Annotated in this window: 18 protein-coding genes; 9 read left to right on the top strand and 9 right to left on the bottom strand. The window is 71.7% G+C overall.

Going from position 1 to position 23,646, the window contains the following annotated elements:
- Window positions 1-30 precede the first annotated feature (30 nt).
- Both ABD844_RS26945 and ABD844_RS26950 read left to right on the top strand, forming a co-directional pair.
- The gene (locus tag ABD844_RS26945; protein WP_344883698.1) at window positions 31-1,377 is read left to right on the top strand and encodes an ABC1 kinase family protein; all 1,347 of its coding nucleotides are present in this window, start codon (window positions 31-33) and stop codon (window positions 1,375-1,377) included.
- Window positions 1,378-2,424: 1,047 nt separating this feature from the next.
- Window positions 2,425-2,634 carry a hypothetical protein gene (locus ABD844_RS26950; protein ID WP_344883701.1) on the top strand — a complete coding sequence of 70 codons (210 nt, stop codon included), beginning with the start codon at window positions 2,425-2,427 and terminating at the stop codon, window positions 2,632-2,634.
- 632 nt (window positions 2,635-3,266) lie between these two features.
- Here ABD844_RS26950 and ABD844_RS26955 read toward each other — a convergent pair.
- On the bottom strand, window positions 3,267-3,896 hold the full coding sequence (locus tag ABD844_RS26955) for a TetR/AcrR family transcriptional regulator (RefSeq protein ID WP_344883704.1): 630 nt from the start codon (window positions 3,894-3,896) through the stop codon (window positions 3,267-3,269).
- 76 nt (window positions 3,897-3,972) lie between these two features.
- Between ABD844_RS26955 and ABD844_RS26960 the strand changes: the two genes are divergently transcribed.
- Window positions 3,973-4,593 (top strand): hypothetical protein, encoded by a 621-nt coding sequence (locus ABD844_RS26960; RefSeq protein WP_344883707.1) that lies wholly within the window; start codon window positions 3,973-3,975, stop codon window positions 4,591-4,593.
- A gap of 471 nt (window positions 4,594-5,064) precedes the next feature.
- On the opposite strand, the gene ABD844_RS26965 is transcribed toward ABD844_RS26960, so the two are convergent.
- The 5 genes from ABD844_RS26965 to ABD844_RS26985 all read right to left on the bottom strand — a co-directional run bounded on the left by ABD844_RS26965 (window position 5,065) and on the right by ABD844_RS26985 (window position 9,183).
- Complete coding sequence (locus ABD844_RS26965; protein ID WP_344883710.1) at window positions 5,065-5,229, bottom strand: hypothetical protein; 165 nt, start codon at window positions 5,227-5,229, stop codon at window positions 5,065-5,067.
- A gap of 64 nt (window positions 5,230-5,293) precedes the next feature.
- Entirely contained in the window at window positions 5,294-5,563 is a 270-nt protein-coding gene (locus ABD844_RS26970; RefSeq protein ID WP_344883713.1) for a WhiB family transcriptional regulator, read from the bottom strand.
- Window positions 5,564-5,692: 129 nt separating this feature from the next.
- Window positions 5,693-5,959 carry a hypothetical protein gene (locus ABD844_RS26975; protein ID WP_344883716.1) on the bottom strand — a complete coding sequence of 89 codons (267 nt, stop codon included), beginning with the start codon at window positions 5,957-5,959 and terminating at the stop codon, window positions 5,693-5,695.
- A gap of 115 nt (window positions 5,960-6,074) precedes the next feature.
- Window positions 6,075-6,944 carry an acyl-CoA thioesterase II gene (gene tesB, locus ABD844_RS26980; RefSeq protein WP_344883719.1) on the bottom strand — a complete coding sequence of 290 codons (870 nt, stop codon included), beginning with the start codon at window positions 6,942-6,944 and terminating at the stop codon, window positions 6,075-6,077.
- 190 nt (window positions 6,945-7,134) lie between these two features.
- Window positions 7,135-9,183 carry an ATP-dependent DNA helicase UvrD2 gene (locus ABD844_RS26985; RefSeq protein ID WP_344883723.1) on the bottom strand — a complete coding sequence of 683 codons (2,049 nt, stop codon included), beginning with the start codon at window positions 9,181-9,183 and terminating at the stop codon, window positions 7,135-7,137.
- 163 nt (window positions 9,184-9,346) lie between these two features.
- On the opposite strand from ABD844_RS26985, the gene ABD844_RS26990 reads away from it, so the two are divergent.
- Together ABD844_RS26990 and ABD844_RS26995 are read left to right on the top strand one after the other, a co-directional pair.
- A complete protein-coding gene (locus ABD844_RS26990; RefSeq protein ID WP_344883727.1) occupies window positions 9,347-10,231 on the top strand; it encodes an alpha/beta hydrolase in 885 nt (294 codons plus the stop codon).
- Window positions 10,232-10,315: 84 nt separating this feature from the next.
- On the top strand, window positions 10,316-10,564 hold the full coding sequence (locus ABD844_RS26995; RefSeq protein WP_344883729.1) for a mycoredoxin: 249 nt from the start codon (window positions 10,316-10,318) through the stop codon (window positions 10,562-10,564).
- 2 nt (window positions 10,565-10,566) lie between these two features.
- Here the strand turns inward: ABD844_RS26995 and nudC are convergent, their stop codons facing one another.
- Window positions 10,567-11,541, bottom strand: a complete 975-nt coding sequence (gene nudC, locus ABD844_RS27000; RefSeq protein WP_344883731.1) for an NAD(+) diphosphatase — start codon at window positions 11,539-11,541, stop codon at window positions 10,567-10,569.
- A gap of 144 nt (window positions 11,542-11,685) precedes the next feature.
- Between nudC and ABD844_RS27005 the strand changes: the two genes are divergently transcribed.
- From ABD844_RS27005 to ABD844_RS27020, 4 genes are read left to right on the top strand one after another with little or no spacing between them, the layout of a single operon-like run.
- A complete protein-coding gene (locus ABD844_RS27005; protein ID WP_344883733.1) occupies window positions 11,686-12,828 on the top strand; it encodes a siderophore biosynthesis protein in 1,143 nt (380 codons plus the stop codon).
- Window positions 12,825-14,321, top strand: a complete 1,497-nt coding sequence (locus ABD844_RS27010; protein ID WP_344883735.1) for an IucA/IucC family protein — start codon at window positions 12,825-12,827, stop codon at window positions 14,319-14,321. The genes ABD844_RS27005 and ABD844_RS27010 overlap by 4 nt, the downstream gene beginning before the upstream one ends.
- Complete coding sequence (locus ABD844_RS27015; protein WP_344883738.1) at window positions 14,322-15,854, top strand: IucA/IucC family protein; 1,533 nt, start codon at window positions 14,322-14,324, stop codon at window positions 15,852-15,854.
- On the top strand, window positions 15,851-16,951 hold the full coding sequence (locus tag ABD844_RS27020) for a type III PLP-dependent enzyme domain-containing protein (protein WP_344883741.1): 1,101 nt from the start codon (window positions 15,851-15,853) through the stop codon (window positions 16,949-16,951). The genes ABD844_RS27015 and ABD844_RS27020 overlap by 4 nt, the downstream gene beginning before the upstream one ends.
- On the opposite strand, the gene ABD844_RS27025 is transcribed toward ABD844_RS27020, so the two are convergent.
- Together ABD844_RS27025 and ABD844_RS27030 are read right to left on the bottom strand one after the other, a co-directional pair.
- Window positions 16,911-20,192: an ATP-dependent helicase gene (locus ABD844_RS27025; RefSeq protein ID WP_344883744.1), complete on the bottom strand. Its 3,282-nt coding sequence runs from the start codon at window positions 20,190-20,192 to the stop codon at window positions 16,911-16,913. The genes ABD844_RS27020 and ABD844_RS27025 overlap by 41 nt on opposite strands.
- On the bottom strand, window positions 20,186-23,353 hold the full coding sequence (locus ABD844_RS27030) for an ATP-dependent helicase (protein WP_344883747.1): 3,168 nt from the start codon (window positions 23,351-23,353) through the stop codon (window positions 20,186-20,188). The genes ABD844_RS27025 and ABD844_RS27030 overlap by 7 nt, the downstream gene beginning before the upstream one ends.
- Between the last annotated feature and the right edge of the window lie 293 nt (window positions 23,354-23,646).

Raw genomic sequence — 23,646 nt, forward strand, 5'->3', positions numbered from 1 at the left:
CGGTATCTCGCCGAGGTTCCGCGCATCAGTGTGAGCGATCTCCCGCGCCGTGCTGTCACGCGTTCGGCCAAGCTGGCCACCCTCCCACTCAGTTTCGCTGGTCGCGCCGCGTTGGGGCTCGGCAAGCGGATCGGCGGCAAGTCGGCGGAGGTCGTGGCCCAGGAGGTTCAGCAGCGTACCGCGGAGCAGATCTTCAAGGTGCTCGGCGAGCTCAAGGGCGGAGCGATGAAGCTGGGCCAGGCACTGTCGATCTTCGAGGCGGCCCTGCCGCAGGAGATCGCCGGGCCGTACCGCGCCACGCTGACCAAGCTGCAGGAGGCCGCTCCGCCGCTGCCGGTGTCCACGGTCCACAAGGTCCTGACCGAGCAACTTGGAGACGACTGGCGGCGGCACTTCCAGTCGTTCGACGACCAACCGGCGGCGGCCGCCTCGATCGGCCAGGTGCACCGAGCCGTGTGGCAGGACGGCCGCGAGGTTGCCGTCAAGATCCAGTACCCGGGGGCGGGCAAGGCGCTGCTCGGCGACTTCTCCCAGCTCGCGCGCCTGGGCAAGCTGTTCGGCGTCCTGCTGCCCGGTCTCGACATGAAGGCCATGCTCAATGAGTTGCGCGAGCGGATCGAGGAGGAGCTCGACTACCTGCGAGAGGCCGAGGCCCAGCACGCCTTCGCGATCGAGTTCAACGGCGACCCCGACTTCCACGTGCCCGATGTCGTGGCGGCCAACGAGATGGTGCTGGTCACGGAGTGGATGGAGGGCACGCCGCTGTCCCGCATCATCGCGGATGGCACCAAGGAGCAACGCGACCTGGCGGGGCTGCTCTTCGTACGTTTCCTGTTCTGCTCCCCCGCGCGGGTCGGGATGTTGCACGCCGACCCGCACCCGGGCAACTTCCGCATGATGGCCGACGGCAAGCTCGGCATCCTCGACTTCGGCGCGGTCAACCGCCTGCCCGACGGCTACCCCAATGCCTTCGGCCAGCTCACCCGCATCTTCAACCATGGCGACATGGACACCGTCATGGCGGGCCTGCGGCAGGAAGGGTTCATCCGCGACGACATCGAGATCGACCCTGACGCGCTGCGTGCCTTCCTCGCGCCTTACGTGGAGCCGACGGCCGTGGAGGAGTTCACGTTCAGCCGGGAGTGGTTGCAGGCGCAGGCGGCCCGCGTCACGGACCTCCGGCCGACGAACGTGCTCCGGCAACTCAACCTGCCGCCGACGTACGTCCTCATCCATCGGGTTCACGCGGCGGGGATCGGCGTACTCTGCCAGCTCGGCACCACGGCCCGCTTTCGCAACGAGGTGATCCGCTGGGTCCCCGGCTTCGCCGACGACCCCGATCCCGACCCGAACGACGAACCCCTCGCGATCGGCTAACAGCACCAGAGACACAGCAACCGCCCGGCCCAACCGGTCTCAGCGCCACGCCACCCGGCCGAATTCGGACGAACCTCTGAGCCAGGCTGCCCCACCAGCACAAGCAAATTCTCGGGACGGGGTTGGCCCACCGGCACAAGAGAATCTTCGGGGCAGGGCTGGCCCCCGGGACAAGGCCGGCCTGCTGGAAACGGACAACCCACCGGACAGGGCCGACCTACCCGAATCGGACAACCCACCGGACAAGGCTGGCCCGCCCGAACCCGAATCGGACAACCCACCGGACAAGGCTGGCCCGCCCGAATCGGACAACCCGCTGAACTGGACTGGCTCACCCGAATCGGATAACCCACCGGACAGGGCTGGCCTACTTGAATTGGATGAGCGCGGGCATGGTGTGTCGCGGGCGCGAGTGAGTTGCCCGGCTTCGGCCAGTTCCCGAGCCGTCGCCGGGTACAGCATGCGGAGCGACCTCGGCCACCACCGCCGGTACCTCCGCATCAGCCAGCGAGCCAACAAGCCACGCAGGTTCCGCCTCCGGCATCAAGTACGGGAGAGCACCGCTCGTCATAAGCCGCGCCGCGATCGGCAGGTACGTCGCCGGTCCTGAAATCGAGCGGCGGTCTGCCGATCGCCGCAAGCCGGCCGGCCGGGGGCCTTGTGATGGTCGACCGGTAACGCCTTGCCCGATGACTCCAGCCCCCGCGGCTCGACCATGCCGTCGCCATTTCCTGACGCCACGCTTGTGACCAGGACAAACTCGTACACCACGCCTGTAGGCGCAACCGCCGTTGCCCCGGCGCCCGCCCGCGACGCTCGACTGCGTGGCTGGCCTGTCGGGTGCTGTGCTTGGAGCGAGGGCGCATCCTCGGGAGCGACAGGCTCGCGGCGCGTTACGCAGAGTGAAGACCTCGAGGTCTGGAGGCCGCCCCGGTGATGGCCGCTCGGTGAGCATTGCGTGGTGGGAATGGGGAATGACGCTTGCACGGCAACTACAGTGTGTAATTATACGAGTGCAGGCCGTTACTCTCTCATGGGAGGATACCGATGCACCGATCCGCGCGCCTGACGGGTGGCGCCTTTGTGGTGGCCGAAGGGCTGGGCCTCATGGCACCCGCCGCGAACGCGGTCGTCGATCCGGCGCACGTCGGCAATTGCCTCACCAGCCGCGCCGGGGAGCTGACCACCGTGATCGATCCGTCGGCTCCGAGGTTGCCTGTTGAGATTTCGATCCTTCACTGCGTCACCGGCCCTTGAACACGCCACGCCGTCACGGGTGCGCCAAGCCTCCACAACGGCGTCGTGATCGTGCGCCTTGACGCGTACGTGTCCGGTGATCAGGCTGAGCTGCCCGCCCCGATCCGACCCCGTCAGGTCTCGATCTTCCGCACGAGCCTCATGGGTGTCCGTGATGGGCAGCTCATTGGTCGGCTGGCAGGGTACCCGCTCGCACTTGCCCTGCCAGCCGACCCCCTTGATCTTCCTGGTCTTGCTGGTGTTCTGTCGGGGGAACGGGAGGCGGGCCGGTGGGTGTATTTCGTGGTGCCGCTCTGGAGTGTCAGGCCAGTCCCAGCTTGTCGAGCCCGTTCCAGCTTGTCGGGCCAGTCCCGGGTGGTCAGGTCAGTCCCGGGTGGTCAGGCCGGGGCGGGATACGGAAGACACGCCGGGGTGACGGTCGTGGGCGGTTCCGGGTCAGGGGTGGGGGACCCATGCCGGTGGGGGTCTGTTGTGCGGGGACGTGGGTAGCCTCGCGGCGTGATGGCGCTGCGTGGCGATTGGCGGGCCGAGGTGTGTTGCGGTGCCGTGATGGCCTGGCTGCTGAGGGCGTTGGTGTGTGGGCGGTCCCCCGTTGGTGTGGGTGGTCCCCGCCCTCGGTCCGTTCGCGCGCGTTAGGAGAGTCCCGCCAGGAGGGCTTGAACGCCTTGCGCGAGGACGCGTTCGCCTTCCTCCCGCGAGTTCAGGAACCAGCCTGGCAGCGGGCTGCGAAGGGAACAGGTGAGCTCGATGCTGACGAGCCCGTGGATCGTGGTCCACACCAGGTACGCCGCGCGTTCCGGATCCGATGCCCGGATGAGCCCGGACTGGGCCGCCGCGGATGCGGCCTCGGCCAGAAGGTCGAAGCACAGGCGCAAGGCGGCGTCCCGCTGCTCGGGTGAGGGGTCGAAATCCGGGAGCGGACGCTCGAACATCAGCGCGTACAGCGCCGGGTCGGTGAGGGCGAACTGCCGGTAGCCGTGCGCCACGCCCATGATGCGGGCGTTCGGATCCGTCTGACCGTCCAGGGATCTGCTCATCGCCTCATGGAGGAGGCGGAAGCCGTGCTCGTAGATCGCCTCCAGCAGTCCGGCGCGGCTACCGAAGCAGGTGTAGATGCCCATCGTGGACGTCGCGGCGGCGTCGGCCACACGGCGGAGGGTCAGATGGAGCGCGCCCCGGTCGCGTAGCACACGCAAAGCCGCGTCGAGGAGGTCGTGGCGCAGCGCGCCGAGTTCTTTCGTGTTGCTTACGGCTCTCGGCACCTCCTCACCTTATCGGTCGATAACGAGCATCATAACGAGCGTTATAGCCCACTGGATCGGACGAAAGGACTTCCAGATGAGGATGTATCGGGTCGCCGCGGCGGCGGGGTTCGTCTGTGCCCTGTTACTCGTGGTCAACTCCGCCCGTCGTGCCGGGTTCGTGCCGGAGACGGCTCTCACGCATGCCATCGCCCCGTTCGGCGCTTTGACCGGACTACTCGCGATCACCGGCATCTACCTGCTCATCCGCGGCACGACGGGCGCCCTCGGCCTCGTGGGGTACGTGCTGAACTCGGCCGGGCTGGCCGGGGCCTTCGCGATCGAGTACACGCTGCACTTCGTCTTCCCCTACCTCGGCGGCGGCACCGTGAGCGGGTTGCTGGCCGGGGGCACCGGGCGGGCGTTCCTGGTCACGTCGGTCGTGCTGCTGGCGGGGGTGCTGACGTTCAGCGCGGCGGCGATCAGGAGTGGGGTCATGCCGGTGGTGGGTGTACTGCTGTACGCGGCCGGGATGGTGCCCGGGTCGTTGCGGAACGCGGTGCCGCTGCCGGTCTATCTGGTGGGGCTGGTGGTTGCCGGGATCGGGGTCGCGTGGATGGCGGCGCGGCTCTGGTCGGCGGGAGAGGGCGAGGACGCGGGGCAGGGGAACGCCGTCGTGGTACCGCCTCGGCGGAGCGGTGTCCGGCCCGCGGGTTAGATCGACAGCTTGGATCGATGGCTTAGGTCGACAGGTCAAGGTCGACAGCTCAAGGTCGACGGATCGACTCGGCCCATCCGCTCGGCTCATCAGCTCGGCTCATCTGCTCGGTTGGTTCATCGGGGTTGGCTCGGCAGGGTGACGGTGATTGCGAGGGCTGCCGCCAAGGCTCTGATGGTTGAGAAGCGACGGTGACGGAACGGGCCGGTGGTCCAGGGGGTGGGCGTTCACGCTCAGATGCAGGGTGTGGGCGTTCGCCGGGCTGGGGTCGGGGTCAGGCCACGGAAGTAGACCGACGAGGCGGGCCGACCGGGTGATGCCGAGCGGGTGAGGGCGACCGCGTGAGAGGCCGACCGCGTGAGAGGCGAGCGGGTGAGGCGGGTGGAAAGGGGAGAGCCGGGCGCTGGGTTGCGCCCGGCTCTTTCACGGATCTGGATGGGAGATCCTGCGCCGGCGGCAGGACCTCCTCGGTCAGATCTGGCGGCTCAAGGCCCTGCGGAGGCGGTCGTTCGCCCGCTTGACCTCGCGCCGCGCCCGCTGCACGCGTTGCACGCGCAGGATGAGGCGCTGCTCAGCCGCCTCCCGGTGGAGGGTTTGTATTCGGTCATTGACCAGGTCATGGATGAGATCCGGCACGGCGCGGCTCCTCGGCGCTAGCGTCTTCATTGGCTGTTTCACTTTCTGTGCGTAGGTGCGGTGTTCAGGCAGCGACCGGGTGCTTACGGGGACGCCCGCGCGGACGCTTGCGGGGAACGATCGTCCCCCTGAGGACCAGTTCGCCGCCCCAGACGCCCCAGGGCTCCTCGCGCTCGAGCGCGCGGGCCAGGCAGGCCTTCTGGATGGGGCAGCCGCCGCAGAGCGCCTTGGCGAACTCGACGTCCTCCGGCGACTCGGCGAACCACAGGTCAGGGTCGGTACGGCAGGGGATTTTGGCTTCGTCGATCAGGTCCATGATCGTCTTCGCCCCCATCTGCTACTCCTTTTGATCGATCTTTTGATCTTGTTCGGACACCTCGTAGGTGGTCGGGGATCACGGACAAACAAGAAGGCCGCGGATCCTGTCTGCGGATCCGCGGCCTGGTGAGCTGCTATTTGCCGGTCAGGTTATGACCGGAGCATCTCTCCAGGGCTGCGGACCCCACAGTCCACCCTTGGTGAGCTGGTTGGCCGGCAGTTCGATACGTGCGACATGGGCCGCACCGCCTTGTGGCGTGGCAGCGCCGAAGCGGGCGCGCGCGTGGGAGGCGGCGGCCTGGCTACGGGCAGCCTTCTCCTGCCGCAGCTTGGCGGGACCATCAACGAGTCTCACCGAGTCACGGCATGCGGAGGCGAGCCACGGCGTGGCCGACATCTTGATGCTGATCACAGGGACTCACCTCCACTCTTGGGATCGTCGGATACGGGAGTGTCCGACTCGCTTGACCATGACCCTAGACCGCGGGGCGGGGAAGGGGCAACTTATTTTCTACCTGCGATTTCACCTATTTCATGAGGCGAATCATGGCCTCTTGAACGACCGAGACGACCAGGTCACCCGACGCGGTGAACATCTCACCCCGAGCGAGCCCCCGGGCCCCCGCCGACCACGGCGATTCCTGAGCATAGAGCAGCCAGTCGTCGGCCCTGAAGGGGCGGTGGAACCACATCGCGTGGTCGAGGGAGGCGCCCATGATGTTCGAGGCGCCCCAGGCCATGCCGTGCGCCAGCAGGATCGTGTCGACCAGCGTGAAGTCCGACGCGTACGCGGCCAGCACCACGTGCAGCAGCGGGTCGTCCGGCAGGTCGGCGTGGTAGCGGAACCACACGTTGGTCTGCGGGCTGCGCAGCTCGGGATTCTGGAACGCCTCCCACGTCAGCGGCGAGGCGTACCTGGCGTCGACGGGCCGGGGGCGCGAGAGCCAGTCGCGCAGTCCGGGATTGTCACCGACCAGCTCGAACATGCGGTCCTGGAACGTCGGCAGCGTCTCCGGGTCGGGCACCACGGGCATCACCGACGCCTGGTGGGCCACGCCCTCCTCGAAGACGTGGAAGGAGGCCGACATCGTGAAGATCGCCTTGCCGTGCTGGACGGCCACGACGCGCCGGGTGGTGAACGAGCGCCCGTCGCGCAGGCGCTCGACGTTGTAGACGATCGGGATGGACGGGTCGCCCGGCCGGATGAAGTAGGCGTGCAGGGAGTGCACGTCGCGGTCCTTCGGGACCGTACGGCCGGCCGCCACCAGGGCCTGCGCCGCGACCTGACCGCCGAAGACACGCTGGATGCGCTCTTCCGGACTCCTGCCCCGGAAGATGTCGAGCTCGATCTGCTCGAGGTCGAGCAGATCGAGCAGCTCCTTCAGCGCCTCGTTCACGTGTCCGTCCCCCTCGTACTGTCCGGTCCTTGGACAAGTGTGGCGTGCCGCCCGGACTCCCCCAAATGGGGGCCCGGTTTGTCGGAAATGATGTCTTGCTCCGGTTTCGCCGGTGTAACAAGCCGGGAGGCGACAGGGCCTGCACCGTGACAGAGCCGACGATCGCGGCAGGGCCAGGACGCGACGAGGGTCAGGTGGTGCGGCAGAGGGTGAGGACGGCTTCGCCGTACCGGTCGACCTTGACCTTGCCGACCCCCGCGATCGACAGCAGGTCCTGCTCCGTGACCGGTGCCCGTTCGGCGATCGCCTGGAGCGTCACGTCCGTGAAGATGACGTACGGCGGCACCTTGCTCTCCTTGGCCGTCGCCGTGCGCCAGGACTTCAGCCGTTCGAGCAGCGCCTCGTCGTAGTCGGCGGGGCACGCCGAGCAGCGGCCCAGCTTCTGCTCGGTCGCCGCCACCAGCGTCTTGGCGCACACCCGGCAGCTCATCGGCGCGGCCACCTGCCGACGTTCGCGAGGGGCGGACGCGGCCACGCGCGCCGGAGCGGTGGCCCGCCCGGTCAGGCCGTCGAGGAACCGGGACGGGCGGCGGCCCTTGCGGCCACCGGGCGCGCGGGCCAGGGCCCACGAGATCGACAGGTGTTCCCTGGCCCGGGTGAGGCCCACGTAGAGGAGGCGGCGTTCTTCCTCGATCTGTTCGGGGGTCTCGGCGTAGATGATCGGCAGCATGCCGTCGGTGACCCCGACGAGGAACACCGCGTCCCACTCCAGGCCCTTGGCGGCGTGCAGTGAGGCCAGGGTGACGCCCTCCACGGGCGGCGCGTGCTGCTCGGCGGCCCGGCGTTCCAGCTCGGCGACGAACGCGGGCAGGTCGGCCCCCTCCGCCGCCATGTCCTCGGCCAGGTCGGCCAGGGCCTTGAGCGACTCCCACTTCTCCCTGGCCTTGCCCCCGCCGGGCGGCGCGGGGGTCAGGCCGACGCCGCTCAGGATGTGGTGGACCTCGGAGGCCAGCGGCTCCCCCGCCGCGGACCTGGCGGCCCCGCGCAGCAGGACGACGGCCTGGCGTACTTCGGGGCGTTCGAAGAAGCGCTCCGCGCCGCGCAGGACGTAGGGGATCTCGGCCTTGGCCAGCGCCTCCTCGTAGGACTCCGACTGGGAGTTGACGCGGAAGAGCACGGCGATCTCGCGGGCGTGGACGCCCTGGTCGAGCAGCTTCCTGATGGCGCGGGCCACGCCGGCGGCCTCCGCGGGCTCGTCGTCGTAGTCGGCGAACACCGGCTTGGGGCCGTCGGGGCGCTGGGAGACCAGCTCCAGGCGGTGCGGGGACCTGCCCTTGGCGATCACGAGGTTGGCCAGGTCGACCACCTGCGGGGTGGAGCGGTAGTCGCGGACGAGCTTGATGACGGCCGCGCCGGGATGCTCGACCGCGAACCCGGTCAGATAGCGCGGGCTGGCGCCGGTGAAGGAGTAGATCGTCTGGTTGGGGTCGCCGACCACGCACAGGTCGTCGCGGCCCCCGAGCCAGGTGTCGAGCAGGAGCTTCTGCAGCGGGTTGACGTCTTGGTACTCGTCGACCACGAAGTAGCGGTACTGCTGGCGGATCTGCCCGGCCACCTCCTGGTGCTCGGTCATCACGGCCGCGGTCAGCTCGAGGATGGTCTCGAAGTCGACCAGGTGGCGCTCGCGCCTGAGCTGCTCGTACGCGTCGTAGAGCCGGGCCACCTCCTCGGCCCCGATCGGCGGGGTGCGGTGGTGCTTGGCCGCGGCGGCCACGTAGTCTTCCGGGCCGATCTGGGTGACCTTGGCCCACTCGACCTCGGCGGCGAGGTCGCGCAGCTCGGCGCGGTCGGGGGTCCTGCGGAGCCTGCGGCACGCCTCGGCCAGGACCGGGAGCTTGGACTCGATGACCGACGGGGCCGCACCGCCGATCACGCGCGGCCAGAAGTAGGTGAGCTGGCGCAGCGCGGCGGCGTGGAACGTACGGGCTTGGACGGCGGGGGCGCCGAGCGCGCGCAACCGCTGGCGCAGCTCGCCCGCCGCGCGCGTGGTGAACGTCACAGCCAGCACGCTCTGCGCGTCGACGGCGCCGCTGCGGATCGCGTACGCGATGCGGTGGGTGATCGCCCTCGTCTTGCCCGTGCCCGCCCCGGCCAGCACGCACACCGGACCGCGCACGGCCTCGGCGACCGCGCGCTGCTCGGGGTCGAGGCCGATCAGTACGTCGTCCGCATTGCTCACCACTGAATCCTCCCAGGCGCCGGCGGTGAAAGACTTCATTCTGGCAACATGCGCCCCGGCGTATGCTCGTCGTCGGCAAGATGCAAAGAACTGGTCTCTTCCCCCACAATGGGGCCCGACCACATCCATGGGGGAAAGGACGGCCGTGCGAACTGCGGTTTCCGTGAGCGTTCTCGCGCTCACCGCGGTGCTGCTCACACCCGTCACGGCGAGCGCGGCCAAGGATCCGGCCCCCGGCCCCACGGTGACCAGCGGGGTCGACGTCGACGGGCTCGGCGGGTTGTCGGTGGAGACCGTCAAGTACGGCGCGCACCAGCGCCAGAGCATGGACGTCTGGTGGACGCCCGACGGGCAGCAGCGGCCCGGTGTGTTCCTGATCCACGGCGGCTGGTGGTCCAGCGGCGACAAGAAGTACATGAAGGAGATCACCCGCGGCTACGCCGAGCTGGGTTACACGGTCTTCAACCTCAACTACCGCCTCTCGGGTGACGCGGCCTGGCCCGCGCAGCGCGCCGACGCGCTCGCCGCGATCGCCCGGGCGCGCAAGCACGCCGACCGGTGGGGGTTCGACCCGGGCAACTACGTGCTGGTCGGCTTCTCGGCCGGGGGGCACATCGCGGCGGCCGTGGGCACGTACGGCGACGGCATCAACGGGCTCAAGGGCGTCGTGGGGATGTCGCCGATCATCTCGCCGCTGCGCGCGTACGCCGACGGCGAGAAGTCGGCCGACCCCGACAAGCGCAAGCTCCGTACGGCCGCCATCAAGCTGGCCGGCGGCTGCGCGCCCAAGGGCAAGTGCTCGAAGGTGTGGGCCAGCATGGAGGTGGCCTGGCACGCCAGCCGCAAGGACGCCCCGATGCTGGCCGTGCACTCGGAGAAGGAGTTCGTGCCGCCGGCGCAGAGCCAGCTCCTGCGGCAGATGCTCGGCCAGGTGGGCGTGCCGGTGACGGTGGTCACGAAGCCGGGCAGCAACCACAGCTCCCCGCTCTACCGGGAGCCGGGCGTGACCGAGCGGGTGCAGGCGTGGATCGCGGAGCGCACCGGGTGAGAACCGGGAACCCCGGGATTAACCGGACCCTGGGCGTTGTTGCACGGATCGCCTGATTTCCTGACCTTGGAGGGATTTCCCAACATGGCGCTCACGGTCTACAGCACCACGTGGTGCGGCCCCTGCAAGCGGCTCAAGTCACAGCTCGCGCGCGAGGGCATCGTTTTCGACGAGATCGACATCGAGCGTGACCCTTCGGCCGCCGAGTTCGTGATGAGCGTCAACAACGGCAACCAGACGGTGCCGACCGTGGTGATCGACACTCCCCGGGGCCGCGTCGTCCGGACGAACCCCTCCGCCCGTGAGGTCAAGGCCCTGCTCGAAGCCGCCTGACGTCACCAGTCGCCGACCAGCTCGCCGCCGTACCAGGTCTCGATGAGGCGGCGGGCGATCGAGACGGGCGGGGGCAGCCGCAGCTCGCCCGTCTCCAGCGCCTTCGCGAGCCGCTCTCTGGAGTACCAGTGCGCCTCGGCGATCTCGTCGGCGTCGGGGGTGAGCGTGGTGGTCGTGGCCTCGGCGAAGAAGCCGAGCATGAGGCTGCGCGGGAACGGCCAGGGCTGGCTGCCGAGGTAGCGCGGGTTGGCGACGGCGATGCCGACCTCTTCCGCCACCTCGCGTACGACGGCCGCCTCCAGCGACTCGCCCGGCTCCACGAACCCCGCCAGGATCGACAGCCGCCCCTCCGGCCACTGTGGCCCGCGGGCCAGCAGGCAGCGGTCGTCGGCGTCGCGGACGAGCATGATGACGGCCGGGTCGACGCGCGGGAAGTGCTGGCTGGCGTCCTGCGGGCAGACGCGGACGTGACCGCCGGCCTGCACGGTGGTGCGGGCCCCGCAGCGCGGGCAGAACTCGTGCGTCGCGTGCCACGCCTCCAGCGCCACGGCGTAGACCAGCAGCCCCGCGTCGCGGTCGCCGAGCAGGCCGCCCACCTGGCGCAGCCCGGCCGGCACCGGGCGGCCCTCCGGCGTGTCGCGCAGCGCCATGGGAACCGTCACGCGGCCGTTGACGTCGCCGCCTCTGGGAACGCCGGGTAGCGGCGCGGCCACCGCGAAGTAGGCGACCCCGTCTTCGACGCCCAGGAGGTAGCGCTGCCCCGGCGGCGCGTCGGCGGGGCCGTAGAGCACCGCCTCCGCCCCGTCGCCCGACCGCCGCACCAGCGTGTGACCGTCGTCGATCACCAGCACTCTGGTCGCCGGGTCGGCCCACGCCTGCTCCAGCCACCGGTCGTCGGCGCGCAGCGCCGATGACCGGTCGATGGTGCCCCGTGCGAGCAGCAGTGGCCCGATGAGTTGCTCTTCCGCGGTCTGCACTGGCCGTCCCCTTCCAAGTCCCCTGTCATCCTATGACCTCGCAGTTAGCCGCCGATTACGGTAACCAGGCCCCGTGATGATCTCTCTCGGGCTAAGATCGATGAGTTAGGTTAGCCTTACCTGATTCTCGGGGGTGCCTTCGCGTTGCGGCTCTACCTGACCGCGCTCAAACCGACCGACTCCGTGACGGACGGCTTCCTGCCCGCCGCACGGGCGCTCGGTTGCGAGGTGACGATTCTGACCGACCGCCCGGAGCGGCACCCGGACGCGGTGGCGTGCGACGTACGCGACGCGCGCGCCGTGATCGACGCCGTCGAGCAGCTCGGCAGACCGACGGCGATCTTCACCAACTCCGACCACCTTCAGGCGGAGACCGCGCTGGCCGCGGCGTACTTCGGGCTGCCGGGCAAGGACTGGCGGGCGTGCGCGTCGGCCAAGAACAAGTTCCTGATGCGGCGCAGGCTCCGCGAGGCCGGGATCGAGCGGGTGTTCTCCGTCAGGCTCGCTCCCGGCGACCCGGTGCCGCGGGAGGTGCCGTACCCGGTCGTGCTGAAACCCCGCGAGGGCGTGGCCAGCGAGGACGTCGTGCTGGTCGAACGCGACCTGGCCGGCGCGGTGGCCGAGGCGAGGACGCGGCGGCCGGGCGCGGCGCTGGTCGTGGAGGAGTACCTGGAAGGGCCTCTGCGCACGCTCGAAACGCTCGGGGACGACGCCGGGCTGCGGGTGCTCGGCGGGTTCGAGACGACGCTGGGGGCGTTGCCGCACTTCGTCGAGGAGCGGCTCGACTGGGCGCCGGAGGGGCCGCACGAGCACGAGCACGTGCTGGCGGCGCTGGGGGCGCTCGGGGTGGGCTTCGGCGCCTGCCACACCGAGTACGTGCTCACCCCGGCAGGTCCGCGGATCGTCGAGGTGAACTACCGGGTGATCGGCGACCACTGTGACTTCCTGCTGGCCGACGTGCTCGGGGTGCCGCTGTTCGAGTGGATCCTGCGGGTGCACCTCGGCCATCGGGTGCCCGCACTGCCCGAGACCTCCGCGTACGGGAGCGCCGTCAGCCTCGTCGCGGACCGGCCGGGGACGGTCAAGGAGGCGCCCGGGCACGAGTCCGTCCACGACGGAGACGTACGGCTGTGGCACCGTCCCCTGCGAGCCGTGGGGGACGTCATCTCCCTCACCCATACGAACCGGGACTACCTGGGCGTGGTACGAGCCGTCGGCCCCTCGCGGGAGCGGGTGGACGCGGCCGTCGAGCGGTACCGGGCGACGCGGCCGTGGGTGGTCGAATGAGCAGCTCTCGGGAGGCTTACCTGGCCGCCCGGGTGCTGGACACCCTGTTGCGCGAGAACTACGGAGGGCTGGCCGCCCGCGTGACCAGGACCAGCCGGGGGCCTGGGCTGCTGCTGGCCGACGGGCGCTGGGTGCGGTTGTCGACCGGCGCGCCGTTCCAGGACCTCGCGGTCGCGGCGGACGAGCTGCTGGGCCTGGAACAGGTGCTGGAGACGCTGGTGGAGGTCTCCGACCCGGCGGACTCCGAGGGGGTGGCGGCCTTCTTCGAGGAGTGCGTGGCCGCGCTGGCGGCGCTGGAGCTGCACGACGGGGTCGCCGGCGAGGTGCTGCGCGGGCGGCCCTCGTACGAGACGCTGGCCGCGTTCGTGGACCATCCGCTCTATCCGACCTCCCGCGCGCGGATGGGGCTGAGCGAGGGCGAGCTGCTCGCGTACGCGCCGGAGTTCGCGCCCGCCTTCGAGCTGCGGTGGGCGGCCGTGCCGCGCGCGGCGCTCGCCCCGGGCTCCGCCCTCCGCCTCCCCGCCGACGTGACGCCGCCGCCCGGGACCGGCGAGGTGCTGTTCCCCGTGCATCCGCTGACCGCGGACGAGGTGCGGAAGATCGACGGGGTACGGATGCTGGACGAGCCCGCGCTCACCGTACGGCCCACGCTGTCGATGCGGACCGTCGAGCTCACCCCCCGCCTGCACCTCAAGCTGCCCCTGCCCATCAGCACCCTGGGCGCCAGGAACCGGCGCTCGATCAAGCCGGGGACGCTGGCCGACGGCGCCAGGGCCGAGCTGCTGCTGCGCGAGCTGGCCGGCCCCGGCGTGGTGCTCGCCGACGAGCAGACGTACGCGCAGACCGGGCACGAGTACCTCGCCTGGATGGTCAGGCGGCTGCCAGCAGGGAAGATCGTGCCGGTCGCCGCGCTGGCCGCGCCCGGCGTGCTCGACGAGCTGGGCGACGAGTTGGGCGACGTGCTGCCGGACTACCTGCGGCTGCTGCTGCGCTGGAACGTACGCCTGTTCGTCCGCTACGGCGTCGCGCTCGAAGCCCACCAGCAGAACCTCGCCCTGCTGTTCCGCGACGGCCGCATGCGCCTGCTGGTCAAGGACAACGACGGCCTGCTTGCCTCCCCCGCACGGTTGCGGGCGGCCGGGATCGCGGTGCCGGACTTCGCCGACGAGCGCATGCTCAACGACGACCCGCACGCCCTGGCCGACGTCTTCGTCACGATCACGCTGCACCTGGCCGCCGCCGCCGTGGCCTTCGGCGCCCTGCCGCCCGCCAGGGCTGCCACGCTGCTGCGCGACACGCTGGCCGCCGCACTCGACGAGTACGGCGACGACCCCGTGGCCAGGCTCCTGCGCGCCAGGACGCTCGACGCGGCCAGGCTCACCGGCAAGTCCATGATCACCGCAGGGACGCTGGTCTCGAAGGAACGCTCCGGCGCGCGCGACGTCAACAAGTTCTACGGCACCAGCGGCCCCAACTACCTGAGGAGAGCCTGAATGCACGGACTCGCCATCGACGCGCCCTCCGGCCTGGCCGAGGAGGCGACGTCGGCGGCCCTGCTGCGCTGCTGCGTGCGGGAGGTGGCCGGGCCGCGCGGCCTGGTGTGGCCGGCACCGCCGTACCTGCTGTTGCGGGTGGCGGGGACGCTGCTGCGGGTCCGTACGCACGGCGGCGCGGCGCTGCGCTTCGACGGCCCGGCCGAGCGCCTGACGGCGGGCGCCTGGCAGCCGTTACCTGCCGACGAGTTGGTCGGGCTGGTGGAGGACGAGCTGCGGGGGCACAACGAGGAGTTCGCGGGGCAGGTGGCCGCCAGCAGGGCGGCCATGGCCGCGATCCTGCGGGCCAGGGCCGAGGCCGTGCCGCCCGCAGATCCCTGGCTGGCCTCCGAGCAGGCCCTGGTGTACGGGCACTCGTTCCACCCCAGCCCCAAGGCGCGCGGCGGCGAGGGCTGGCTGCGGTACGCGCCCGAGGCGCACGCCGAGTTCCCCGTCAGGCTGCTCGGCGTGCGGGAGGACGTGCTGGCCGAGGGCGGCGACACGACGGTGCTCGACGCGCTGGGGCGGGCGCCCGCCGGGTACCGGGTGCTGCCGGCGCATCCGTGGCAGCTCGAACTGCTGCGGCCGGTCCTCGGGGACGAGCTGGTGGATCTGGGGCCCGGGCCGGTCGTCGTGCCGACCTCGTCCGTACGGACCGTGTACGTCCCTGAGGCGGAGGTCTGCCTGAAGTTCTCCCTGGACGTACGGATCACGAACTGCGTACGCAAGAACGCCTGGTACGAGCTGGCCGGCGCCGTGGAGCTGACCCGGCGGCTCGGACCCGCGTTCGACGCGACGGCGGCCGGCCATCCCGGCACCCGGTGGCTTCCCGAGCCCGGCTACCGCTCGGCGGCCCTCGGCACCAGGCTGCACGAAGGGCTCGGGGTGATCGTCAGGCGGAGCCCCTGGACGGTCTGCTCCCCCGGCGTGACCCCGGTCATGTCGGCCGCCCTCGCCCTGGACGCGCCCGCGCTCGACCCTCTCGCGTGGTGGCGGGCGTACGTGACCGTGGTCGCGCTGCCCGTCCTGGAGCTGTACTTCGCGCACGGCGTGGTACTGGAACCCCACCTGCAGAACGTCCTGGTGGGCCTCGACGCCGCAGGGCACCCCGTGGAGGGCGTCTTCCGCGACCTGGAGGGCACCAAACTGGTCGAGGGCCGCCACGACCTGGACGGGCTGCGGCCCGAGGTGGCCCGCGCGCTCACCTACGACGCCGAGCGCGGCTGGGCCCGCGTGGTCTACTGCCTGCTGGTCAACCACCTCACCGAGATCGCCGCCACCGTCGCGGGCCGGGACGACGCGCTGCTGCGCGAGCTGTGGCAGGCGGCGCGCGGCCTGTTCGCCCAACAGGCCGACGCACTGGGCCGGCCGCTGCCCCTGTCGGACCTGCTCGCCGGGGCCCCGCTGCCCGCCAAGGCGAACCTGGGCGTGCGCTGGGCCAGGGCGGCCGACCGCGCCGCCGGTTATGTCCCGATCGCGAACCCGCTCGCATGACCGCCGGTCACGTCCCGACCAGAGAGCTGATCGGCCCGCGCGTCCAGGAGGCCGCTGTGCGCCTCGGCGAGGCCCCGGCCTATCTCTATGACCTGCCCGCCCTGGACGAGCACGTGGCGTCCGTACGGCGGGCGCTGGGAGGCACCGAGCTGTACTACGCGGTCAAGGCCAACCCCGACGCCGAGCTGCTGCGGGTGCTGGCGGGCCACGTGGACGGGTTCGAGGTGTCGTCGGCGGGCGAGCACGCGCACGTCACGCGCCTGTTCCCGGGCCTGCCGGTGGCCCTGGGCGGGCCCGGCAAGACCGACGCGGAGCTGCGCCTGCCGCACCACCGCCTCCACGTCGAGTCACCGAACGAGCTGCGCCGCCTGCTCGCCACGGGGCTGGAGGCGGACGTGCTGCTCCGGCTCAACCCCGGCCTGCCGGTCGAGGGCGCGGCGCTGACCATGAGCGGGCCGTTCGGCATGGACGAGGACGGGATCGCCGAGTGCCTGCCGCTCTTCCGCGACCGCGTACGGCTGCGCGGCCTGCACGCCCACCTGGCCAGCGGGCTGGCGGCCGGGCCGCTGCTGGAGCTGGCCCGCGGGCTGCTGGAGCACGCGTACGAGGAGGTCAACCTGGGGGGCGGGATGGCGGTGTCGTACACCTCGCCGGGGACCCGGTTCGACTGGGCCGCGTACGGGGCCGGGCTGGCGGCGCTGGCACGGGGCAGGCGGCTGCGGATCGAGCCGGGGCGGGCGCTTACCGCGTACTGCGGGTACTACGTCACCCGGGTGGTGGACGTGAAGCGGGTGCGCGGCCAGGCGTACGCGGTGGTGCTGGGCGGCACCCACCACCTGCGCACGCCGGTGACCAAGGGGCACGACCAGCCGTTCGCGATCGTGCCCACGGGCGGCGGCGCGAGCGTGGCCGGGGAGCCGATCACGTTCGTCGGCCAGCTCTGCACCCCGAAGGACGTCTTCGCCCGCGACGTCGTGACCTCGGCCGCCGTGGGCGACACCGTGATCTTCGCGCTGGCCGGGGCCTACGCCTGGAACATCTCGCACCACGACTTCCTCATGCACCCGAAGCCGGCGTTTCACTATCTAAGAGCCTGACCCCTTCGACGAGCGCCACCAGGCCGTCGGCGTCGAGCAGGTCGACCGGGCGCACGGTGCGGTTGGCGCGTACGTAGTGGAAGGCCGCACCCACCCGCTCCAGCGGCACCCCCGCCAGGTGCGACCAGGCCAGCCGGTAGGCGGCGAGCTGCACCGACGCCACCCGCGTGGCCTTCCTGCCCCTGGGCGGCTGCCCGGTCTTCCAGTCGACGACCTCGTAGCCGCCGTCGGGCCGCTGGAAGACGGCGTCCATGCGCCCGCGCACCAGCCGGTCGGCGATCATGGTCTCGAACGGCACCTCGAGGTCGACCGGCCGCCGGTCGGCCCACTCGCTCTCCTCGAAACGCTCCTGCAGCTCGGCCAGCCGCACGTCGGCCTCTTCGAGCTCCTCGTCGTAGAGCTCGAAGTCGTCGATGAGCCGCTGCTGGTCCCACCGCGTCTCCAGCCACCTGTGGAACGAGGTGCCCCTGCGGGCCAGCGGCGCGGGCTGGACCGGCACGGGACGGCGGATCCTGCGGGCCAGCTCGCGCGCGTCGGCGGCCAGCGTGACCAGCGACGACACGGTCAGCTTCAGCGGCAGCTCGACCGTGGTGGACGGGCGGCGGCGGTGCAGCTCGCGCTCGCGCAGCAGCAGGTCGGTGTCGCGGTCCCAGGCGCGCAGCCGCTCCTCCTCGTACGCCTTGAGCGGCTCGTCGTCGTCCTCCCCCAGCGTGCCCGCCAGGGCGTCCTCGACCAGCCGGGCGCCGTCGAGCACCGACTCGTAGCGCAACCCCTCGGGCGTGACCGGCCAGGTGGCCTCGGCGGGCTCGGCGAGCAGCGGGTTGGTGGCGCCCTCGGCCAGGTCGTCGGCCCAGAACGAGACCCGGTCGGCGGTGTCGCGGATCTCCAGCAGGAAGTCGGACGGCGCAAGGGGCTTGGTGGCGCTGCCCCAGCGGTAGCCGGAGGCGATCAGGTGGTAGTGGGCGCGGGTCACGGCCACGTAGGCGAGCCTGCGCTCCTCCAGCAGGTCGCGCTCGCGGCAGTGCTCGTCGAAGGCCGCCAGCTCCTCCTTGCTCAGCCCGCCGAGCCGCGGCAGGTCGGCCGCGTCGCCACGCAACCCGTAGGGGAGCTTGCGCGGGTTTTCCGTCCAGCGGCTGTTCATGACCGGCGTGGCGGGGAACATGCTGCCGGTCGCGATCGTCCCCTTCGAGCTGACGAGCTGCGACAGGCCGGGCACCACCACGATCGGCCACTCCAGGCCCTTCGAGGCGTGCACGGTCATCAGCTTGACGCTGTTGCTCTCGCCGACCCGGCCCGCCTCCAGCCCGAACTCCTCGCTCTCGGCCGCCTGCAGATAGGCCAGGAACGCCCCCAGCGTCGGGTCCTCCGCGTCGCCGGCGAACCTGGAGGCCGCGTCGAGGAACGCGTCGAGGTCGGCCCGCGCGGCGAACGCGCCCGCCGTGGTGGTGCGCGCGGCCACCTCGATGTCGAGCCCGAGCCTGCGCTCGACCTCGGTGATCAGGTCGGGCAGCGGCTGCGCGGTGTGGGCGCGCAGGTGGCGCAGCTCGTGGGCGAGCGCGACGAGCCTGGTGCGGGCCAGCGGCGAGAACGCCTCCAGCCACTCCTCCCTGTCGGGTAGCTCGTCGAGCGCGTCGACCAGGCTGCCGCGCTCTTCGGCCAGGTCGGCCACCACCTGGTCGAGCGGGTCGGACTCGCGGCCGCTGTCGCTCAGCTCGCGGGCCAGCCTGCGGGCGTGCTCGCCCAGCACCCGCAGGTCGGCCGGGCCGATCCGCCAGCGGGGGCCGGCCAGCAGCCGGGCCAGCGCGTCGCCGGCCGTGGGGTCGTACAGGACGCGCAGGGTGGCGACGATGTCGCTCACCTCGGGCACGGTCAGCAGGCCGCCCAGGCCCACCACCTCGACCGGGATGTCACGCTCTTCCAGCGCCCTGCGCAACGCGGGGAACTGCGAGCGCTTGCGGGCCAGGATGGCGACGTCTTGGGGCTGGACGGCGAGGGTCTTCTTGCGCTCCTTCTCGCCCCAGGGCAGGCCGTCGGGGGCGACCTCCTGGCCGAGGATCTTCGCGATGCCCTCGGCGATCCACGTGGCCTCGTCGTCGGCGGTCTCGTGGAAGGCGCACGTGACGCGGCCCCGATCGACGCGGTTGGGGCCGGGCACCAGGACGGGCACCTCGCGGGCCTCCATCCGCAGCGGGATCTGGACGCGGGCGGCGACGTCGAGCACGCGGTCGCCGTTGCGGAAGCTGACGCCGAGCTGCCGCACCTGGGCCTCGTCGCCGGTGGCCGTACGGAAGTCCCGGGGGAAGCGGCGCAGGTTTCCCGCCGAGGCGCCGCGCCAGCCGTAGATCGACTGGCAGGGGTCGCCCACGGCGGTGACCGGGTGGCCGCCGCCGTAGAGCGAGCGCAGCAGGACGAGCTGGGCGTGGCTGGTGTCCTGGTATTCGTCGAGCAGGACCACGGAGTAGCGGGACCGCTCGATCTCGCCGACCTCCTTGTGGCCGGCGGCGATCCGGGCGGCCAGCGACATCTGGTCGCCGTAGTCGATGACCTCGCGGGCGCGCTTGAGCCGTTCGTACGCCTCCACCAGCGGCAGGAGCTGCTCCCTGGCCGCCTGCACGGTGAGCGGCCTGCGCTGCGCGAGCGTGGTGCGGCCCGGCAGCAGGTCGTGCCTCCCTCGCAGCCACTCCCCCACCCGGCGCACGTCGGAGGGCCCGCGCAGGTGCTCGGACAGCTCGCCCGCCAGCTCCAGCAGCGCGGCCGTGACCGAGGGTGGGCCCAGCTCGATCTTGTCCATCGGCCCGTCGTACATCGCCACCACGCGCGAGGCGAGCTGCCACGACACGGCCGGGGTGACCAGGCGCATGGTCGGTTCGAGCCCGTCGCGCAGCGCGTGGTCGGTGACCAGGCGGGCGGCGTAGGCGTGGTAGGTGGACACGGTCGGCTCGTTGTCGAGCGCGCCCGGCTCGACCAGGCCCGCCTCGGCCAGGCCGGTGAGCCGCTCTCTCACCCGGGTGGCCAGCTCGGCGGCGGCCTTGCGGGTGAACGTCAGGCCCAGCACGTTTTCCGGTTTGACCAGGCCGTTGGCGACCAGCCAGACCACCCGGCCTGCCATGGTCTCGCTCTTGCCCGAGCCCGCGCCGGCCATGACGACCGTCGGCTCCAGCGGCGACTCGATGACCACCGCCTGCTCGGGAGTGGGGGGCAGGATGCCGAGCTTGCCGGCGAGTTCGGCCGGGGTCAGCACACCTGGCCCCCGTTGTCGTTGACCGGGCAGCTCGCCCTGGCCGCGCAGGTGCGGCAGCCGTCGTTGACCTTGGCCTGGAAGAACGGGCCCGACATGCCGGTGGCCACGGTGTCGACCAGGTCTGCCGCCCAGCCCGGGTCGTGGTCGTCGGCCAGCGGCCGCTGCCCCTGCTCCAGCGCGTCGTTCTTGCCCGCCGCCTTGCCGAGCTGCACCAGCGCCGCGCCGCCCGGCTCGGTCATGCCGTGGCGGGCGAAGGCGCCGAGCAGCGCGGCCAACTGGTAGACGCCGAGCTGCGGGTGGCGGTCGAGGTCGCCCGCCTTGGGCTTGGAGCCGCCCGTCTTGAGGTCGATGATCACCGCGCGGTTGTCGGAGTCGCGCTCGACGCGGTCGACACGGCCCTTGATCTGCACGCCCTCCGACACCATCGCCGTGAACGCCTCCTCCAGGGCCACCAGCTCGCGTGGATTGTCCTCGTGCCAGCGCAGGAACTTGCCGATCATCTGCTCGGCGACCTGGCGCTGCTTGCGGTTGTACCAGACGCCGCCGAAGTCGAGGTTGTTCCAGATCTGGTCGAGGCGGTCGCCCAGCAGGTCTTCGCTGGGCAGGTCGGTGGCCGCCAGGACGGCCAGCGCGTGGATGATGTTGCCCAGGCCCTGGGCGGTACTGGTGCCCGCCGCGCCGACCGACGTCTCCAGCAGCCAGCGCAGGCCGCACTTGGTGAAGCTCTCGACCGCCGACGGCGAGATGCTGACGACGCCGTCGGGCCAGCTCAGGGGGCGGTCGTCGGAGATGGGGGTGAGGGCGTACCAGTCGTTGGGGTGGGCGCCCTGCACGCCGGCGGCGGCCAGGCGGGCGAGCTGTCGCGCCGCACGGTGGCGGAGCCTGCGCGGCTTGGTGGGGTCGGTCACCGCGCTGCGCAGGTCGGCCACCAGCGCGGGCATGTTCAGCCAGCGGGCCCGGTCGTCGACCGTGGCCGGCTCGACCGCGCCCGGCATCAGCTCCGACAGGAACCTGGACGGACGCTCGTCGGTGTCCTCCCCGCCCACGGCGGTGACCACCAGCCTGCGCCTGGCCCTGGTGGCGGCCACGTAGAACAGCCTGCGCTCCTCGGCCAGCAGCTTGGAGACCAGCGAGGCGGCGCTGGGCTCGGCGCCCTCGGCCACCTCCACGAGGTCGTCGGCGCCCAGCATGGACCCGCGCAGGCGCAGGTCGGGCCAGACGCCCTCCTGCACGCCCGCGACGACCACGACGTCCCACTCAAGGCCCTTGGAGCGGTGGGCGGTCAGCACGCGTACGGCGTCGCCGTCGGGGGCCCGGTCGGCGAGCGTGTCGCCAGGGATCTCCTGGGCGGCCAGGTCGTCGATGAACACCTCGGGGCCCGCCATCGGCATCCGGTCGACGAACCTGGCCGCGTGGTCGAACAGCGCCACCACGGCGTCGAGGTCGCGGTCGGCCTGGGCGCCCCTGGGGCCGCTCTGCAGGCTCAGCTCGCTCCAGCGCTCGGCCAGGCCGCTGCCCTGCCAGACGGCCCACAGGAGGTCTTCCGCGGTGCCGCCCTGGCGCGCGGCCTCGCGGGCGGTGGCCAGCAGCCTGGCCACCCGCTCGGCGGGCAGCGCGACGTGGGGCTCGACGCGGGTCAGCTCACGGAGGTCTTCGACGGCGGCCACGAGCAGCTCACCGGACGAGCGCGCCTTGACCCGCGCCGCCGTCTCGTCACCCGGCGACGCCTCCTCGTCGTCCCGCTGCGGCTCGGCGGCGTTCAGTGCCTCGTTCTCGGCGATCTTGAGGGCGCGGCGCAGGCGGCGTACGCCGATCATGTCGGTGCCGCCGAGCGGCCCGGTCAGCAGCTCCTCCGCCACCCCCTCGTCGAGCTGCGACCGGTCGAGCGCCACGCGAAACATCGTGAGCAGCGGACGCACGCCGGGCTCCTGCGCGATCGGCACCTCGTCGCCCGCGATCATCGTCGGCACGCCGGCGTTTACCAGCGCCCGCCGCAGCAGCGGCACCTGCCGCCTGGCCGAGCGGACCAGCACCGCCATCCGGTGCCACGGCACCCCGTCGATCAGGTGGGCGCGGCGCAGGGTGTCGGCCACGATGGCGGCCTCCTGGCTGGTGCTGTCGGCCAGCAGCACGCGTACGTCGCCGGGGTCGGCGTCGGGCAGCGGCAGCAGGTCGCGGTGGCCGTGGCGCGGGTCGTGCCCGGGGGCGGGGGCGACCGGCAACTTGGCCGCCACCCGCCTGGACGCCTCCAGCAGGTCGGCCCCGCTCCTGCGGCACACCCGCAGCGCCAGCACCGGCGCCTCACGGCCGTCGAGGGTCGTGAAGCGCTCGGGGAACTTCATGATGGCCTGCACGTCGGCGCCCCTGAACCCGTAGATCGACTGGTCGGGGTCGCCGACCGCGACCAGGTCGCGGCCGTCGCCGGCGAGCTGGGTCAGCAGCAGCTCCTGGGCCGGGTCGGTGTCCTGGTATTCGTCCACGAAGACCACGTCGTGCGCGGCCCGCTCGCGCTCGCGCACCTCCGGGCTCGCCAGCACCGCGGTGGCGGCCCCGACCAGCTCGGCGTAGTCGTAGGTCTCCTCGGGGGCCAGGTCGAAGCGGTCCTGGTAGCGCTCGGCGAAGCGGCCCGCCGCCGCCCAGTCGGCCCGCCCGTGCAACCGGCCCAGGGCGACCAGGCGCTCGCCGTCGAGCCCGCGCTCGTTGGCCCGGGACAGGAAGTCGCGCAGCTCCTCGGCGAAGCCGCGGGTCTTGAGCGGCTCGCGCAGCGAGGCGGGCCAGTCGAGTGCGCCGCTCTCCAGCTCGCCGTGGAGCAGCCGCCGGATCTCCAGGAGCTGCTCGGGGCCGGTGAGCAGGCGCGGCGGGGCCTTACCCGCCAGCACGCGCTCGCGGCGCAGCAGCGCGTAGGCGTAGGAGTGGAAGGTCAGGGCCAGCGGGGTGCGGGTGGTGCGGCGCAGGCGGGCGGTGACGCGCCGGCGCAGCTCTTCCGCGGCCTTGCGGCTGAAGGTGAGGATGAGCACGCGCTCGGGGTCGACGCCGCGCCGCTCGATCCGGTCGACCACGCTCTCGACGATCGTGGTGGTCTTGCCCGTGCCGGGGCCCGCGAGGACGAGCAGCGGACCGCCCTCGTGCCCGACCACGGCACGCTGGTGCTCATCGAGCACAGGAGGCACAACGGGCCCACCGCTGCCTCGCCGCACCAACCGCCAGGTCTGAGCACTCACAGCACTAGATTCCACCAGACCACAGGGGTAGATCGTGCCGACTTGCCCGGTCCCCCATGGCAATCCGCCCACGCTATCGGGGCAAATATCGGATTTCATCGCGACACGCCGGGCGCTCTGTTCGCCCGCAGCGTCATGGAAGCGCACCGCCGCCCGCCGAGGAAGCCGAACCGCCGAACTGGCGTCGGCGGTTCGACGACATACGGAGAGTGCGACCTTGTAACGTTGGGTCA

This window comes from Nonomuraea antimicrobica, assembly GCF_039536965.1.
In the GTDB taxonomy this organism is placed as follows: domain Bacteria; phylum Actinomycetota; class Actinomycetes; order Streptosporangiales; family Streptosporangiaceae; genus Nonomuraea; species Nonomuraea antimicrobica.